The sequence below is a fragment of the Vibrio sp. LQ2 genome (assembly GCF_023920125.1).
Classification (GTDB): Bacteria; Pseudomonadota; Gammaproteobacteria; order Enterobacterales; family Vibrionaceae; genus Vibrio; species Vibrio fluvialis.
This window is the reverse complement of record NZ_CP085308.1, coordinates 4,425,413-4,441,239: the sequence shown is the minus strand read 5'-3', so window position 1 is coordinate 4,441,239 and position 15,827 is coordinate 4,425,413. Positions and strand designations below refer to the sequence as shown.

Annotated in this window: 13 protein-coding genes; 2 read left to right on the top strand and 11 right to left on the bottom strand. The window is 48.6% G+C overall.

Annotated features, from left to right (window positions below; genetic code table 11):
• Positions 1–25 precede the first annotated feature (25 nt).
• The 11 genes from rpoB to LGV68_RS20660 all read right to left on the bottom strand — a co-directional run bounded on the left by rpoB (position 26) and on the right by LGV68_RS20660 (position 12,204).
• On the bottom strand, positions 26–4,054 hold the full coding sequence (rpoB, locus tag LGV68_RS20710) for a DNA-directed RNA polymerase subunit beta (RefSeq protein WP_020332605.1): 4,029 nt from the start codon (positions 4,052–4,054) through the stop codon (positions 26–28).
• Positions 4,055–4,284: 230 nt separating this feature from the next.
• Positions 4,285–4,653, bottom strand: coding sequence for a 50S ribosomal protein L7/L12 (gene rplL, locus LGV68_RS20705; RefSeq protein ID WP_020332604.1), 369 nt, complete (start codon positions 4,651–4,653; stop codon positions 4,285–4,287).
• A gap of 59 nt (positions 4,654–4,712) precedes the next feature.
• Complete coding sequence (rplJ, locus tag LGV68_RS20700) at positions 4,713–5,207, bottom strand: 50S ribosomal protein L10 (RefSeq protein ID WP_020332603.1); 495 nt, start codon at positions 5,205–5,207, stop codon at positions 4,713–4,715.
• A 282-nt stretch (positions 5,208–5,489) separates the two neighbouring features.
• Positions 5,490–6,191, bottom strand: coding sequence for a 50S ribosomal protein L1 (gene rplA, locus LGV68_RS20695; RefSeq protein WP_020332602.1), 702 nt, complete (start codon positions 6,189–6,191; stop codon positions 5,490–5,492).
• A 4-nt stretch (positions 6,192–6,195) separates the two neighbouring features.
• Positions 6,196–6,624, bottom strand: a complete 429-nt coding sequence (gene rplK, locus LGV68_RS20690) for a 50S ribosomal protein L11 (protein WP_020332601.1) — start codon at positions 6,622–6,624, stop codon at positions 6,196–6,198.
• Between the two features lie 144 nt (positions 6,625–6,768).
• On the bottom strand, positions 6,769–7,317 hold the full coding sequence (gene nusG / locus LGV68_RS20685; protein ID WP_020332600.1) for a transcription termination/antitermination protein NusG: 549 nt from the start codon (positions 7,315–7,317) through the stop codon (positions 6,769–6,771).
• 12 nt (positions 7,318–7,329) lie between these two features.
• Positions 7,330–7,710 (bottom strand): preprotein translocase subunit SecE, encoded by a 381-nt coding sequence (secE, locus tag LGV68_RS20680; protein ID WP_020332599.1) that lies wholly within the window; start codon positions 7,708–7,710, stop codon positions 7,330–7,332.
• A gap of 248 nt (positions 7,711–7,958) precedes the next feature.
• Positions 7,959–9,143 (bottom strand): elongation factor Tu, encoded by a 1,185-nt coding sequence (gene tuf, locus LGV68_RS20675; RefSeq protein WP_075989032.1) that lies wholly within the window; start codon positions 9,141–9,143, stop codon positions 7,959–7,961.
• A 411-nt stretch (positions 9,144–9,554) separates the two neighbouring features.
• Positions 9,555–10,079, bottom strand: a complete 525-nt coding sequence (gene hemG / locus LGV68_RS20670; RefSeq protein WP_222737248.1) for a menaquinone-dependent protoporphyrinogen IX dehydrogenase — start codon at positions 10,077–10,079, stop codon at positions 9,555–9,557.
• 10 nt (positions 10,080–10,089) lie between these two features.
• On the bottom strand, positions 10,090–11,547 hold the full coding sequence (locus LGV68_RS20665; protein WP_024374751.1) for a TrkH family potassium uptake protein: 1,458 nt from the start codon (positions 11,545–11,547) through the stop codon (positions 10,090–10,092).
• A 33-nt stretch (positions 11,548–11,580) separates the two neighbouring features.
• The gene (locus LGV68_RS20660; RefSeq protein ID WP_047461738.1) at positions 11,581–12,204 is read right to left on the bottom strand and encodes a YigZ family protein; all 624 of its coding nucleotides are present in this window, start codon (positions 12,202–12,204) and stop codon (positions 11,581–11,583) included.
• Positions 12,205–12,420: 216 nt separating this feature from the next.
• Here LGV68_RS20660 and fadB point away from each other — a divergent pair, with 216 nt between their 5' ends.
• Positions 12,421–14,592, top strand: coding sequence for a fatty acid oxidation complex subunit alpha FadB (gene fadB, locus LGV68_RS20655; protein ID WP_252535990.1), 2,172 nt, complete (start codon positions 12,421–12,423; stop codon positions 14,590–14,592).
• A gap of 25 nt (positions 14,593–14,617) precedes the next feature.
• Positions 14,618–15,781, top strand: coding sequence for an acetyl-CoA C-acyltransferase FadA (gene fadA / locus LGV68_RS20650; protein WP_024374754.1), 1,164 nt, complete (start codon positions 14,618–14,620; stop codon positions 15,779–15,781).
• Positions 15,782–15,827: the final 46 nt, after the last annotated feature.

Below are 15,827 nucleotides of genomic sequence, written 5' to 3'. Positions count from 1 at the left end.
CTCCCCGAATGGGGAACCTTAAGGTTTACTCTTCGTCTTCTAGCTCGATGTTGATACCCAGCGAGCGAATCTCTTTCAACAGTACGTTGAACGATTCTGGCATACCAGGTTCCATCGCGTGGTTTCCGTCAACGATGTTCTTATACATCTTCGTACGGCCGTTAACGTCATCCGACTTAACGGTTAGCATTTCTTGTAGGGTGTAAGCTGCACCGTATGCTTCCAGTGCCCATACTTCCATCTCACCGAAACGCTGACCACCGAACTGAGCTTTACCACCAAGTGGTTGCTGAGTTACTAGGCTGTAAGAACCTGTTGAACGAGCGTGCATCTTGTCGTCAACCAAGTGGTTCAGTTTCAGCATGTACATGTAACCTACAGTTACCGGACGCTCAAACGCATCACCAGTACGGCCATCAAACAGAGTCAGCTGGCCAGATTCTGGCAGATCACCCAGTTTCAGTAGCTCTTTGATTGACGCTTCGTTCGCACCATCAAAGACTGGAGTCGCGATTGGCAGACCTGCGCGCAGGTTATTTGCCAGTGTACGTACTTCCTCATCAGACAGAGCCGCAATGTCGACTTGTTGACGAGTTTCGCCCAGATCGTAAACCTTCTGCAGGAACTCACGCAGCTTAGCCAGCTCTTGTTGTTCCTTGATCATCTGGTTGATCTTGTCGCCGATACCTTTCGCAGCCAGACCTAAGTGAACTTCTAGGATCTGACCGATGTTCATACGTGAAGGTACACCCAGTGGGTTCAGTACGATGTCGACCGGTTGGCCTTTCTCATCGTATGGCATGTCTTCAACAGGGTTGATCTTAGAGATTACACCCTTGTTACCGTGACGACCCGCCATCTTATCACCCGGTTGGATGCGACGTTTCACTGCCAGGTACACTTTAACGATCTTCAGAACGCCAGGTGCAAGGTCATCACCTTGGGTGATCTTGCGACGCTTGGTTTCGAATTTCTTATCGAATTCCGCTTTCAGCTCGTCGTACTGCTCAGCCATTTGCTCTAGCTGAGTTTGCAGTTCGTCGTTTTCTAGCGTCTGTTCTAGCCATTTCTTACGATCGATAGAGTCCAGCTTCGCTTCGCTATAACCGCCAGTGATCAGCAGAGAACGAACACGAGCAAGCAGACCGCCTTCCAGAATCTGGAATTCTTCAGTCAGGTCTTTCTTCGCTTCTTTCAGCTGCATCTGTTCGATTTCAAGCGCACGTTTGTCTTTCTCTACGCCATCGCGAGTGAAGACTTGAACGTCGATAACCGTACCCGCAACAGAGTTAGGTACACGCAGAGAAGTATCTTTAACGTCCGATGCTTTCTCACCGAAGATAGCGCGTAGCAGCTTCTCTTCAGGTGTCAGTTGGGTTTCGCCTTTCGGCGTTACTTTACCAACCAGGATGTCGCCACCCTTCACTTCAGCACCGATGTAAACGATACCTGACTCATCCAGCTTAGACAGCGCAGCTTCACCTACGTTTGGAATATCCGCAGTGATCTCTTCTGCACCCAGCTTAGTATCACGAGCCACACAAGACAGTTCTTGAATGTGGATAGTCGTGAAACGGTCATCTTGAACAACACGTTCAGAAACCAGGATCGAGTCTTCGAAGTTGTAACCGTTCCAAGGCATGAACGCGATACGCATGTTTTGGCCAAGCGCCAGTTCACCAAGGTCAGTTGATGGACCGTCAGCCAGTACGTCACCGCGAGCCACAGGTTCACCCGGCATCACACATGGACGCTGGTTGATACAAGTGTTCTGGTTAGAACGGGTGTATTTAGTCAGGTTGTAGATATCGATACCCGCTTCGCCAGGAATCAACTCTTCTTCATTAACCTTAACTACGATACGTGATGCGTCTACAGACTGAATCATACCGCCGCGTTTCGCGACTGCAGTTACGCCTGAGTCTACCGCTACGTTACGTTCAATACCGGTACCAACGAAAGGCTTCTCAGCTTTCAGCGTTGGTACTGCTTGACGTTGCATGTTCGCACCCATCAATGCACGGTTCGCGTCATCGTGTTCCAGGAATGGAATCAGCGATGCTGCGATCGATACAACCTGGTTCGTTGCAACGTCCATGTAGTTAACGTGTTCACGTGGGTGAAGACCAGATTCACCTTTTTGACGTGCTGTAACCAGCTCATCAGCAAAGCCACCTTCTTCAGTCAGTTTCGCGTTCGCCTGTGCGATAACGAATTGACCTTCTTCGATAGCTGACAGGTAATCCACTTCATCCGTAACAACGCCATCTACAACGCGACGGTATGGGGTTTCTAGGAAACCGTACTCGTTGCAGCGTGCAAACGCAGACAGCGAGTTGATCAGACCGATGTTCGGACCTTCAGGCGTTTCGATAGGACATAGACGACCGTAGTGAGTTACGTGTACGTCACGTACTTCGAAGCCAGCACGCTCACGAGTCAGACCGCCAGGACCCAATGCAGAGATACGACGTTTGTGCGTAACTTCTGACAGCGGGTTGTTCTGGTCCATAAACTGAGACAGCTGTGAAGAACCGAAGAATTCTTTAACAGCAGCAGAAATTGGTTTCGCGTTGATCAGATCTTGTGGCATCACGTTGTCCAGATCGCCAAGGCTTAGGCGTTCCTTCACTGCGCGTTCAACACGTACAAGACCAACACGGAATTGGTTCTCTGCCATTTCGCCAACAGAACGGATACGACGGTTGCCAAGGTGGTCGATATCGTCCACTTCGCCTTTACCGTTACGGATCGCGATCAGTTTCTTCATCACTTCGACGATGTCTGTTTCGTCAAGAGTGCCTTGCTCTTCTGCGTCTGCACGCTCGATAGAGCTGTTGAACTTCATACGGCCTACCGTAGACAGGTCGTAGCGTTCTTCAGAGAAGAATAGGCTTTCAAATAGGGCTTCAGCCGCTTCTTTTGTTGGCGGCTCGCCAGGGCGCATCATGCGGTAGATTTCTACCAGCGCTGAAATACGGTCATTCGAGCTGTCGATACGCAGGGTTTCAGACATGAACGGACCGTGGTCTAGATCATTCGTAAACAGAACTTCTAGTTTTTTGTAACCTGCTTGTGACAGGTTCGCCAGCGATTCAAGGCTAATTTCCTGGTTCGCTGCAACGATGATCTCGCCAGTTGCTTCGTTGATGTAATCTTTAGAAGAAACTTTGCCTACGATGTACTCAACCGGTACTTCGATAAAGCTCACGTCATCTTTTTCAAGTTGACGGATATGACGAGCCGTTACGCGACGACCTTTCTCAACATAAACCTTACCGTCTGCTTCGATATCGAAAGACGCAGTTTCACCGCGTAGACGCTCAGGGACCAACTCCATCATCAGAGTCTGGTCTTTGACTTCGAAATTAATTTTCTCGAAGAAGATGTCGAGGATTTCTTCAGTCGTCTTACCCAGCGCACGCAGGATAATAGATGCAGGTAGCTTACGACGACGGTCAATACGTACGTACAGGTTATCTTTAGGGTCGAATTCGAAATCCAACCAAGAACCGCGGTACGGGATGATACGTGCGTTGTAAAGCACTTTACCTGAAGAATGGGTCTTACCCTTATCGCTGTCGAAGAACACGCCTGGGCTTCGGTGCAGCTGGGATACGATAACCCTCTCGGTACCATTGATTACAAAGGTACCATTATCTGTCATGAGTGGAATTTCACCCATGTAGACTTCTTGTTCTTTAATATCTTTGACAGTACCTGCTGGCGCGTCTTTATCAAAGATCACTAGGCGTAGTTTCACGCGTAGCGGTTTTGAATAAGTTACACCACGGATTTGACATTCTTTAACGTCAAAAACTGGCTCACCAAGACGGTAGCTAACGTATTGCAGCTCTGAATTGCCGTTGTAGCTCTGGATTGGAAACACAGAACGAAAAGCGGCTTCAAGACCGTATTGTCCTTCAGGATCCTGTTCGATGAATTTTTCGAACGAATCGAGCTGGATCGATAGCAGGTATGGAATGTCCAACACTTGTGGACGAGTACCAAAGTCCTTACGGATGCGCTTTTTCTCGGTATAAGAGTAAACCATGGGGTTCCTCAGCTCGCTGATAAGTGACCCAAACTGTCCGCTGAAAAGGGGACAGTGACTAAATCGCTGTTTACTGTAGTGACGGCTCATTACGTTAGAATGAGACGTTTTTTGCAAGGATATGAGACGCTTAAACAGCGGGAAAATTCGCTCATACCCTACAGCGCAAAAAGGCCGGTGGTCAATAAACCACCAGCCATTAGCCTTACGGCTAAGAAATTAAGTAATTATTACTTAACTTCAACAGTTGCACCAGCTTCTTCAAGCTCTTTCTTCAGTGCTTCAGCTTCTTCTTTAGATACAGCTTCTTTCAGAGCAGCTGGAGCGCCGTCAACTAGAGCTTTAGCTTCTTTCAGACCTAGGCCAGTTGCGCCACGTACTGCTTTGATTACAGAAACTTTGTTCGCGCCAGCAGAAGCTAGGATTACGTCGAATTCAGTTTGCTCTTCAACAGCAGCGCCTGCAGCAGCACCACCAGCTACAACTGCAGCAGCAGCAGTAACACCGAATTTCTCTTCCATTGCAGAGATCAGTTCAACAACTTGCATTACAGTCATTTCTGCAATAGCGTCTAGGATTTGCTCGTTAGTAATAGACATAACAATTCTCTTTTAAGTCAACAATAAGTTTATTTTGCAACCAGTAAAAAGCAAGGCAATTAAGCCGCAGCAGCTTCTTTTTGGTCACGGATAGCAGCGATAGTGCGAGCCAGCTTAGCAGCAGAAGCTTCTTTCATGCACATCATCAGACGTGCGATTGCTTCGTCGTAAGTTGGTAGCGTCGCTAGTACTTCAACGTCAGTCAGTGCGCCTTCATATGCAGCTGCTTTGATCTCAAACGCTTTGTTCTCTTTAGCGAAGTCTTTGAAAAGACGCGCTGCAGCACCTGGGTGCTCGTTAGAGAAGCCGATCAAAGTAGGACCTACGAATACGTCTTGTAGACATTCGTAAGCTGTGCCTTCTACTGCGCGACGTGCTAGTGTGTTACGAACAACACGTAGGTAAACACCCGCTTCGCGAGCTTGTTTACGTAGAGTTGTCATCGCAGCAACTTGTACACCACGAGAGTCAGCTACAACTGCAGAAAGTGCACCACTGGCCGCTTCGTTGACTTCAGCGACAATTGCTTTTTTGTCTTGAAGATTTAAAGCCATCTTGGATTACTCCTGGTTGTCGTTACACCACTCACTATTATCACAACAGTGAGAGATTATTAGGTGCAGTCCCAGAAGAAAGTTAACCCATTCTTTAAAATAAAAAATGAAATCTTTCTGTCAGGTTCGGGCACCATCTACGTAGGTTGCATTAAGTTATCAAGTGATAACGCCTACGGTCTTGGACGGAGACTGAACATTCATTCGAGGAATGAACTATCAGCCCCAACCACAAATATTAGGCGCGAAATTATACACAAATTTCACGCCTAAGCAAATGCATTATACTTGAGCAGTCAGAGTAGCCTGATCAACAGCAACGCCAGCACCCATAGTAGTAGAGATGCTTACTTTCTTCACGAAAGTACCTTTCGCAGAAGAAGGTTTTGCTTTCTTCAGAGCAACTAGCAGAGCTTCTAGGTTCTCTTTAAGTTGTTCAGTTTCGAAAGACACCTTACCAATGGTAGTGTGGATGATGCCGTTCTTGTCGTTACGGTAACGAACCTGACCTGCTTTAGCGTTCTTAACCGCTTCAGCAACGTTAGGAGTTACAGTACCAACTTTAGGGTTTGGCATAAGACCGCGAGGACCTAGGATAGTACCTAGTTGACCTACAACGCGCATTGCATCTGGAGATGCGATAACTACGTCGAAGTTCATTTCGCCTTTCTTAACTTGCTCAGCAAGATCTTCCATACCCACTAGGTCAGCGCCAGCTTCTTTCGCAGCTTCAGCGTTAGCACCTTGAGTGAATACAGCAACGCGGATATCACGACCAGTACCGTGTGGCAGTACAGTTGCACCGCGAACGTTTTGGTCAGATTTACGAGCGTCGATACCTAGGTTAACAGCAACGTCAACAGATTCTACGAATTTTGCAGTTGCAAGTTCTTTCAGAAGAGCAACAGCTTCGTTGATGTCGTACTCTTTAGTTACATCCACTTTTTCGCGGATAGTACGCATGCGCTTAGTTAGTTTTGCCATTGTCTTAACCCTCAACCACTAGGCCCATTGAACGAGCAGTACCTGCGATAGAACGCTTCATTGCTTCGATATCAGCACCAGTCATGTCCGCAGCTTTAGTTTCTGCGATTTCTTGGATTTGAGCGTCAGTGATTGTACCCACTTTATCAGTGTTTGGACGACCTGAACCAGACTTGATACCAGCTGCTTTCTTAAGAAGAACTGCTGCAGGTGGAGTCTTAGTTTCAAAAGTGAAAGAACGGTCGCTGTATACAGTGATAACAACTGGAGTAGGTAGACCTTTCTCCATAGATTCTGTACGTGCGTTGAACGCTTTACAGAATTCCATGATGTTCACACCACGTTGACCTAGAGCAGGACCAACTGGTGGACTTGGGTTAGCCATACCCGCTGCAACTTGCAGCTTGATATAAGCTTCAACTTTCTTAGCCATGATATTTCCTAGATTGTGGGTTCAAACGCTAATCTACTGATCAGCTCCCCGTTAGAGCAAAAAACTTTTCACTTCGACAGAAGTAAAAAGGCGCGAAATTATAGTCAGATTTCGCGCCTTAAACAAGCCTACAAAGCTGTTTTTTTAATCAAGTTTATCCACCTGACCAAATTCAAGCTCAACCGGTGTTGCACGACCAAAGATCGATACAGACACTTTCAGACGGCTCTTCTCATAATCCACTTCTTCAACCGTACCGTTGAAGTCAGCAAACGGACCTTCGTTAACACGTACCACTTCACCCGCTTCGAACATAGTCTTAGGACGTGGAGCTTCGCTCGCTTTCTCAAGACGGTTCAGAATAGCGTCAGCTTCTTTATCTGTGATAGGTGCAGGACGATCAGAGGTACCACCAATGAAGCCCATTACACGAGGAACGCTACGTACTAAGTGCCATGATTCATCATTCATGATCATTTGCACTAACACGTAACCAGGGAAGAATTTACGTTCGCTTTTGCGGCGTTGACCGGCGCGCATTTCTACAACTTCTTCAGTTGGAACCAGAACTTCACCGAACAACTCTTCCATGCCATGCATTTTGATATGTTCACGAAGTGACTGGGCGACACGACCTTCAAATCCCGAGAAGGCTTGAACTACATACCAGCGTTTTTTTGGAGCTTCACTCATGTATTAAACCCTCTATACCCCAGTTGCAAAGGCAACAAGACGAACCATAATGCCGTCAATGCCCCAAAGCACTAGAGCCATTACAATACTTACAGCTAACACGATCAATGTCGTTTGCATTGTTTCCTGACGCGTAGGCCAAACAACTTTGCGAACTTCCATACGAGATTCGCGTGCAAAAATAATCGCGGCTTTACCTTTTGATGTGGTTGCAGCAACGCCAAGCGCGGCAGCAATCAACACAATCACACCTGCAGCGCGAATCACTACAGACAATTCACCATACAGGTAATTACCCACAACAGCGGCAGCTAGCAGTACAAAAGTGACGATCCACTTCAATGTATCCGCTGCACTTGAGCTATCAGGAGTCTCAGCATTGTTTGCTTTCATAAACCAACCTGTCACAAGTCTTACTATAGACGACAACAACCCCGCTGTTGCAGGGCAAATCCATTCCATCAACACTAAAAAGTGTCGATCGATCGTTCAAGACCAAGAGGAACTCTCAGCCCCGGAATTCCTTGCTGAGTGCGATTCGATTAATAAATCAGCACAAAAAACTACAGCGCAGAAAAAGGGCATCAAATGATGCCCTCTTTGCTACTGCGTAGTCAAATCATTCTTCACAGAATCTGTGATTAAGCGATGATCTTAGCAACAACACCAGCACCAACTGTACGGCCACCTTCACGGATCGCGAAGCGTAGACCTTCGTCCATTGCGATTGGAGCGATCAGTTCAACAATCATTTGAATGTTGTCGCCTGGCATTACCATCTCTACGCCTGCTGGCAGTTCGATGTTACCTGTTACGTCAGTTGTACGGAAGTAGAACTGTGGACGGTAACCTTTGAAGAATGGAGTGTGACGACCACCTTCATCTTTAGACAGTACGTATACTTCTGATTCGAACTTAGTGTGTGGAGTGATTGAACCTGGTTTAGCCAGTACTTGACCACGTTCTACTTCATCACGCTTAGTACCACGTAGTAGCGCACCAACGTTCTCACCTGCACGACCTTCGTCCAGCAGTTTACGGAACATTTCTACACCAGTACATGTAGTGGTTGTAGTGTCGTGGATACCAACGATTGCTACTTCATCACCTACACGTAGGATACCGCGCTCGATACGGCCAGTTACTACTGTACCACGACCTTGGATTGAGAATACGTCTTCGATTGGCATCAGGAACGGCATGTCTACTGCACGCTCTGGCTCTGGAATGTACTCGTCCAGTGCTTTAGCCAGCTCAAGGATTTTCTCTTCCCACTGTGCTTCGCCGTTTAGCGCGCCTAGTGCAGAACCTTGGATAACTGGTAGGTCATCACCTGGGAAATCGTATTCAGACAGAAGTTCACGAACTTCCATTTCTACTAGTTCTAGCAGCTCTTCATCATCAACCATGTCACATTTGTTCATGAATACGATGATGTAAGGAATACCAACCTGACGGCCTAGTAGGATGTGCTCACGAGTTTGTGGCATTGGACCATCTGTTGCAGCAACAACTAGGATACCACCGTCCATTTGCGCAGCACCAGTGATCATGTTTTTAACATAGTCAGCGTGTCCTGGGCAGTCTACGTGTGCGTAGTGACGGCTTGGAGTGTCATACTCTACGTGAGAAGTAGAGATTGTGATACCGCGCTCGCGCTCTTCTGGAGCGTTGTCGATTGACGCGAAGTCACGTGCTGCACCGCCGTATACTTTAGACAGAGTAGTACAGATTGCTGCAGTTAGAGTTGTTTTACCGTGGTCAACGTGGCCGATAGTACCAACGTTTACGTGCGGTTTCGTACGTTCAAATTTTTCTTTAGACATGATAACATTACTACGTAATGTTGAATTGACTGTGCTCGATACCGAAGTATCAAATTGGTCACTCAGTTCATTGATAAATCTTTTGCGATTATCATCAACGAGTGCCCACACAGATTGATAGGTTTAAGTTGTTAAAGAACGTTGCTTTTCGAAGCTTTCTTCTCAAAGCGGACGGCCATTTTAGCGAGTTAAGTTTTAGTGTCAACCACTTTTTTCAAAACTTTTTCATCATATTTGACGAAGCTAAGTGACCTGCTAATCAAGGACTTTTCTGTCGAACCGTTCCCGTGTCAGCGAGGCGGCATTATAGGGAGACCTAGAATTTTGGCAATAGTTTTTGAGGCGAATTTTACGTATTTTTTGTCGTTCGGCTAAAAAAGAGGCAAAAGACCACAAATCTGCTGGTTTTCTTTACATCTTTTTAAATTTTATCGCGAATTGAGTCACTTTTTCCCAGTTGGTGTACTCCACTTCTTTTGTGGTATCCGTTTCGCCGCCTGTCAGCGTCATGATTAAACGAATCATCATTTTGTCGAAAAAGCGGTACCTAGGGTAATAGAGTGCACCAGCAAACACACCTATCAGTTCCGGCTGCCACGGTGATTTTTTCAAAAACGTCTGTACATAGACACTCCCCTCAGGCGTGTCTTTGCCCTGATCCTCTTTGCGAGCGGTCAGATTGACACAAAAGAACGCGGCTTTGCTTTGCTGCAACTGGGTAAGATGACGCGCGATAAACTCATAGAGCTTTTTATTCAGGTGACCATAACGAATGGACGCCCCAATCAGAACTTTGTCATATGCGGCCAGATCCAATGAGGCACAATCGTGCAGGTTGCGAATGTCACATTCATACCCTTCAAGCTGACCTGCAATGTTGTGTATGATTTTTTGCGTTTGCCCTTCCCGGCTGGAATATAATAATAGTGCTTTCACGAATGCTTCCTCAGCTGCGCCAGAACGTCGGCGTCAACAATATTAATAGTGTGAAGATCTCTAATCGGCCAAACAGCATCGATACCACAAGAATCCACTTGGCTGTATCGTTCACGTCAGCAAAGTGTACCGCGACTTCACCCAAGCCTGGGCCCAGGTTATTAAGTGTGGCCGCGACTGCCGAAAACGCGCTTAGTTCATCCATACCAGTAGCAATGAGCGCCAACATACAAACGACAAACACCAGAGCGTATGCGGAGAAGAATCCCCAAACGGCATCCACAACACGTTGTGGCAATGCGCTGTCTCCAATCTTAATGTGGTAGATCGCACGCGGGTGCACCAGGCGCTTCATTTCACGTGCCCCCTGCAGCGTTAGCAAGAACACGCGAATCACTTTCATTCCGCCCCCCGTCGATCCTGCACATCCACCTATAAAAGAAGAGAACAATAGCAATACAGGTAAAAACAGTGGCCAATCGGAAAAGCCCGTAGTGGTAAATCCTGCCGTGGTCGAAATGGAGACTGTCTGGAATAGCGCCTGATCAAATGCATCATAAAGCGAGTCATAAGAGTGGTGCTTGAGCAGCATCAGGAAACAGACGCTAAACAAAATCGCCTGAATCACAACAAACGCTCGAAACTCCGGGTCTTTCCAATAGTACTTCGGGTGCACGCCTCCGGTCGCGAACGCGGCATAGTGCAGAGTGAAGTTACACGCCGAAATCAGCAGGAACACCACCGTAATCATATTAATCGCGTAGCTATCGAAATAACCAATGCTGGCATCGTGAGTAGAGAAGCCCCCAATCGCAATGGTAGAAAAACTGTGACAAATCGCGTCGAACAACGTCATACCTGCCAGCCAGAACGCGCCCGCACAGGCGATGGTTAAGCTCAGATAGATATACCACAGCGCTTTAGCCGTTTCGGCAATGCGTGGCGTCACTTTGTTGTCTTTCACCGGCCCCGGAATTTCCGCTCGGTAAAGCTGCATGCCACCGATACCCAGCACGGGCAGAATGGCCACGGCCAAGACGATGATCCCCATCCCGCCGAACCATTGCAGAAACTGACGATAAAACAATACCGCTTTCGGCAGATTATCCAGCCCGACAATCACCGTGGCTCCCGTGGTTGTCAGCGCAGAAAAAGATTCAAAAAAGGCATCCGTGACGGAAATATTCGGATTGTCGGCAAGCAGAAACGGCAGCGATCCCGCACTGCCGATAACGGTCCAGAACAGAACCACAATCAGAAAGCCATCGCGCGCTTTCAATTCATGGCGATAGCGACGGTTAGGAAACCAGAACAGGCCGCCACACATCAGCAGAACAAAAAAGGTCGAAACGAACGGAACACCAGCACCGTCGCGGTAGATCAAAGCCACCAGCGCGGGCGCCAGCATAGACACACTGAATAACGCGAGCAGCAGCCCGACGATTCGAATGATTGAACGAAATTGCATGAATAGACTTAACGAAGCTGCGCTTCTGAGTTCCTAACTGTTTTCCACACCAGCAACAAGAATCTTGGCGCCGCTCTTGTTAATGATGCTCTGAGTAAACGCCTCAACATGAAGGCATTCCAATTCCACGGTAAGGCAGACACTTTCTCCATACTCAGCGTCCACTTCCGCGGCTTCAAACTGGCTCATGATCGACTGCGCCAGAGCAACCAATCCGTAGTCTAGCGTCAGGTGCAGTTTTGTGGTGATTTTTTTCTCAATAGTTTGAAGCAACTTGAGCGCTTGCTGCACACCGCCGCCATAGGCTTTCACTAAACCGCCGGTTCCGAGTCGAATCCCGCCATAGTAACGCGTCACCACCGCAGTCATCTCTCCCACGCCCGACCCGGACAGCTGAGCCAGAATCGGCTTTCCCGCAGTACCGGATGGCTCACCATCATCACTGAACCCCCACAGCATAGAATCCTGTGGCCTGCCAGCGACAAACGCCCAGCAGTTGTGGCGCGCATCGGCATGACGCGACTTGATCTCATCGACAAACGCTTTCGCTGCGTCAATTCCTGGCGTATGAGCTAAATAGGTAATAAAGAGGCTCTTTTTGATCTCTTCTTCAAAGCGAACCGGAGCTGCAGGAATGTGATAAGGCTGAACGTTCATTTTTCTCGCCGATGATGAAAAGGTCGCCAAGTGTAACACGAGGATTTGAAAAATGACTCAGGATTGGCATGGCGCACAATGTTAAACAGTTGTTTAAAAAATGTATTGAAATTAATCAATCTCAGGTTCACACTAAATCGACTGGTCTAACCAGAATTTTAAATACAATAAAAACTCTCACACACAATCGTGGATTGTATGTCACGGAGATAGACAATGATTTACCAAGCCAAAACCCTACAGGTAAAGGAATTACATGATGGCATTGTGGAGCTGAGTTTCTGCTCTCCAGAATCCGTCAACAAGCTTGACCTAGCAACACTGACGTCTCTGGACGAAGCGCTGGATGCGCTAAAGGCACATGCCGGACTGAAAGGCTTAGTCCTGACATCGGATAAAGAGGCATTCATCGTTGGTGCAGACATCACCGAATTTCTCGGCTTATTTGCTAAGCCGGAAGCAGAGCTCGATGAATGGCTGATCTTTGCCAACCGCATCTTTAACAAACTGGAAGATCTTCCGGTTCCGACGCTGTCAGCTCTGAAAGGATTCACATTGGGTGGCGGATGTGAGTGTGTACTCGCTACCGACTTCCGCATTGGTGATAAAACCACCAGCATCGGTTTACCTGAAACCAAACTGGGTATCATGCCAGGGTTTGGCGGCACGGTACGTTTACCTCGTGTGATTGGCGCAGACAGCGCAATGGAAATCATCACGCAAGGTAAAGCCTGCCGCGCAGAAGAAGCATTAAAAATCGGTTTGCTGGATGCTCTGGTCGACAGCGACAAACTGCTGGAATCTGCTCTGGCGACATTAACGCAAGCCATCAATGAAAAGGTCGACTGGCAAACACGTCGTCAGCAAAAAACATCGCCTCTGACGCTGAGCAAGCTGGAAGCCATGATGAGCTTTACCATGGCCAAAGGCATGGTCGCGCAAGTGACTGGCCCGCATTACCCGGCGCCAATGACGTCTGTCGTGACGATTGAAGAAGCCGCTCGCTGCGCGCGCGATGAAGCACTGGCGATTGAACGCAAACATTTCATCAAGCTTGCGAAATCTCAGGAAGCACAAGCGCTGGTCGGTATTTTCCTCAACGATCAGTACATCAAAGGCCTGGCGAAAAAATCCGCGAAAGCGGCCAGCAAAGCCACAGAGCGTGCAGCGGTACTGGGTGCCGGCATCATGGGTGGCGGCATTGCTTACCAGTCTGCCAGTAAAGGCGTACCGGTACTGATGAAAGATATCGCGCAGAAATCACTGGATTTAGGCATGACTGAAGCATCCAAGCTGCTGAATAAACAGCTGGAACGCGGCAAAATTGATGGTTTTAAAATGGCCGGAGTTTTGGCTTCCATCACGCCAAGCCTGCATTACGCAGGTATCGAACAAGCCGACGTTATCGTCGAAGCGGTGGTAGAGAATCCAAAAGTTAAAGCTGCGGTATTGAGCGAAGTGGAACAAAATGTTTCTGCTGAGACCATCATTACGTCCAACACCTCAACCATTCCGATTAACTTGCTGGCCAAATCGCTGCAGCGCCCGGAAAACTTCTGTGGCATGCACTTCTTCAACCCGGTACATCGCATGCCGCTGGTTGAAATCATTCGTGGCGAGCATACCTCTGAAGACACCATCAACCGCGTTGTGGCTTACGCCGCCAAGATGGGTAAATCGCCGATTGTGGTCAATGACTGTCCGGGATTCTTCGTCAACCGCGTCCTGTTCCCCTACTTTGGCGGCTTTAGCCTGCTGATGCGTGACGGTGCGGACTTCACTCAGGTTGATAAAGTAATGGAACGTCAGTTCGGCTGGCCAATGGGTCCGGCGTACCTGCTGGATGTGGTCGGTATTGATACCGCGCATCACGCCCAGGAAGTGATGGCGCAAGGCTTCCCGCAACGTATGGGTAAACAAGGCCGTGACGCGATTGATGCCCTGTATGAAGCGAACAAATTTGGTCAGAAGAACGGTTCAGGCTTCTATCAGTACACGATTGATAAGAAAGGCAAACCGAAAAAAGCGTTCTCAAGCGATATTCTGCCAGTGCTGGAAACCGTGTGTGGTGCGAAAGCGGAGTTTGACGCACAAACCATTATCGCTCGTATGATGATTCCGATGATCAACGAAGTCGCCCTGTGTCTGGAAGAAGGCATTATCGCGACACCACAAGAAGCTGATATGGCGCTGGTCTACGGCCTAGGTTTCCCTCCTTTCCGCGGCGGCGTGTTCCGTTACCTTGACAGTATTGGCTTGGCTAATTATGTCGCGATGACGAAACAGTATGAACATCTGGGCGCCATGTACCAAGTACCACAACTGCTGATCGACAAAGCAGAGAAAGGCGAAAGCTTTTACCAGTCACAGCAAGCTGGTTCGCTATAACCCCGTTTGGAAAAGGAATGACAAAATGAATAATGTAGTGATTGTTGATTGCCTTCGTACCCCGATGGGTCGCTCCAAAGGCGGGGCGTTTCGCCACCAGCGTGCGGAAGATTTGTCGGCGCATCTGATGAAAGGCCTGCTGTCGCGTAACCCTCAGGTTAACCCGCACGAAATCGAAGACATCTATTGGGGCTGTGTACAGCAAACGTTGGAGCAAGGCTTCAATATTGCCCGTAACGCCGCGCTGCTGGCGGGTCTGCCAATTGAAATCGGTGCCGTAACAGTCAACCGTTTGTGTGGTTCATCCATGCAGGCGCTGCATGACGCTACGCGTGCGATCATGGTGGGTGATGCGGAAATGTGTATCGTCGGCGGTGTTGAACACATGGGTCACGTACCGATGACGCACGGCGTGGATTTCCACCCGGGCATGTCGAAAAACGTCGCCAAAGCCGCTGGTATGATGGGTTTGACAGCCGAAATGCTGGGTAAACTGCACGGTATCAGCCGTGAACAACAAGATGCCTTTGCCGCCCGCTCTCACCAACGTGCGCAGGCAGCAACACTGGAAGGTCGTTTTAAAAACGAAATCCTGCCAACTGAAGGCCATGCGCCAGACGGCACTCTGTTCACGCTCGATTACGATGAAGTGATTCGCCCGGAAACCACAGTGGAAGGCCTGTCTGAACTACGCCCGGTGTTTGACCCGGCCAACGGCACCGTGACGGCGGGCACCTCGTCGGCATTGTCGGATGGTGCGTCTGCGATGCTGGTGATGAGTGAAGCCAAAGCCAACGCACTGGGCCTGACCATTCGAGCACGCGTGAAATCCATGGCCATTGCAGGCTGCGATCCCTCCATCATGGGCTACGGTCCGGTCCCAGCGACGAAAAAAGCGCTGCAACGCGCCGGTCTGAGCATCGATGATATGGATGTGGTGGAGCTCAATGAAGCGTTTGCGGCTCAGTCACTGCCATGTGCCAAAGATCTGGGTCTGCTGGATAAGATGGATGACAAGGTCAATCTCAACGGCGGCGCGATTGCACTCGGTCACCCGTTAGGCTGTTCCGGCACACGCATCTCCACCACGCTGATTAACCTGATGGAAGCCAAGAATGCCAAATACGGCTTAGCTACCATGTGTATCGGCTTGGGCCAAGGGATTGCCACCATCTTTGAACGCCCATAAGCGGCAACTGAAAAGCCAGCATCTGCTGGCTTTTTTATTTCCTGTG

What these genes read in the sequence shown, in the direction of transcription:
- rpoB (WP_020332605.1), bottom strand. Translation starts at nt 4,054, where the DNA reads ATGGTTTACTCTTATACCGAGAAAAAGCGCATCCGTAAGGACTTTGGT.
- rplL (WP_020332604.1), bottom strand. Translation starts at nt 4,653, where the DNA reads ATGTCTATTACTAACGAGCAAATCCTAGACGCTATTGCAGAAATGACT.
- rplJ (WP_020332603.1), bottom strand. Translation starts at nt 5,207, where the DNA reads ATGGCTTTAAATCTTCAAGACAAAAAAGCAATTGTCGCTGAAGTCAAC.
- rplA (WP_020332602.1), bottom strand. Translation starts at nt 6,191, where the DNA reads ATGGCAAAACTAACTAAGCGCATGCGTACTATCCGCGAAAAAGTGGAT.
- rplK (WP_020332601.1), bottom strand. Translation starts at nt 6,624, where the DNA reads ATGGCTAAGAAAGTTGAAGCTTATATCAAGCTGCAAGTTGCAGCGGGT.
- nusG (WP_020332600.1), bottom strand. Translation starts at nt 7,317, where the DNA reads ATGAGTGAAGCTCCAAAAAAACGCTGGTATGTAGTTCAAGCCTTCTCG.
- secE (WP_020332599.1), bottom strand. Translation starts at nt 7,710, where the DNA reads ATGAAAGCAAACAATGCTGAGACTCCTGATAGCTCAAGTGCAGCGGAT.
- tuf (WP_075989032.1), bottom strand. Translation starts at nt 9,143, where the DNA reads ATGTCTAAAGAAAAATTTGAACGTACGAAACCGCACGTAAACGTTGGT.
- LGV68_RS20665 (WP_024374751.1), bottom strand. Translation starts at nt 11,547, where the DNA reads ATGCAATTTCGTTCAATCATTCGAATCGTCGGGCTGCTGCTCGCGTTA.
- LGV68_RS20660 (WP_047461738.1), bottom strand. Translation starts at nt 12,204, where the DNA reads ATGAACGTTCAGCCTTATCACATTCCTGCAGCTCCGGTTCGCTTTGAA.
- fadB (WP_252535990.1), top strand. Translation starts at nt 12,421, where the DNA reads ATGATTTACCAAGCCAAAACCCTACAGGTAAAGGAATTACATGATGGC.
- fadA (WP_024374754.1), top strand. Translation starts at nt 14,618, where the DNA reads ATGAATAATGTAGTGATTGTTGATTGCCTTCGTACCCCGATGGGTCGC.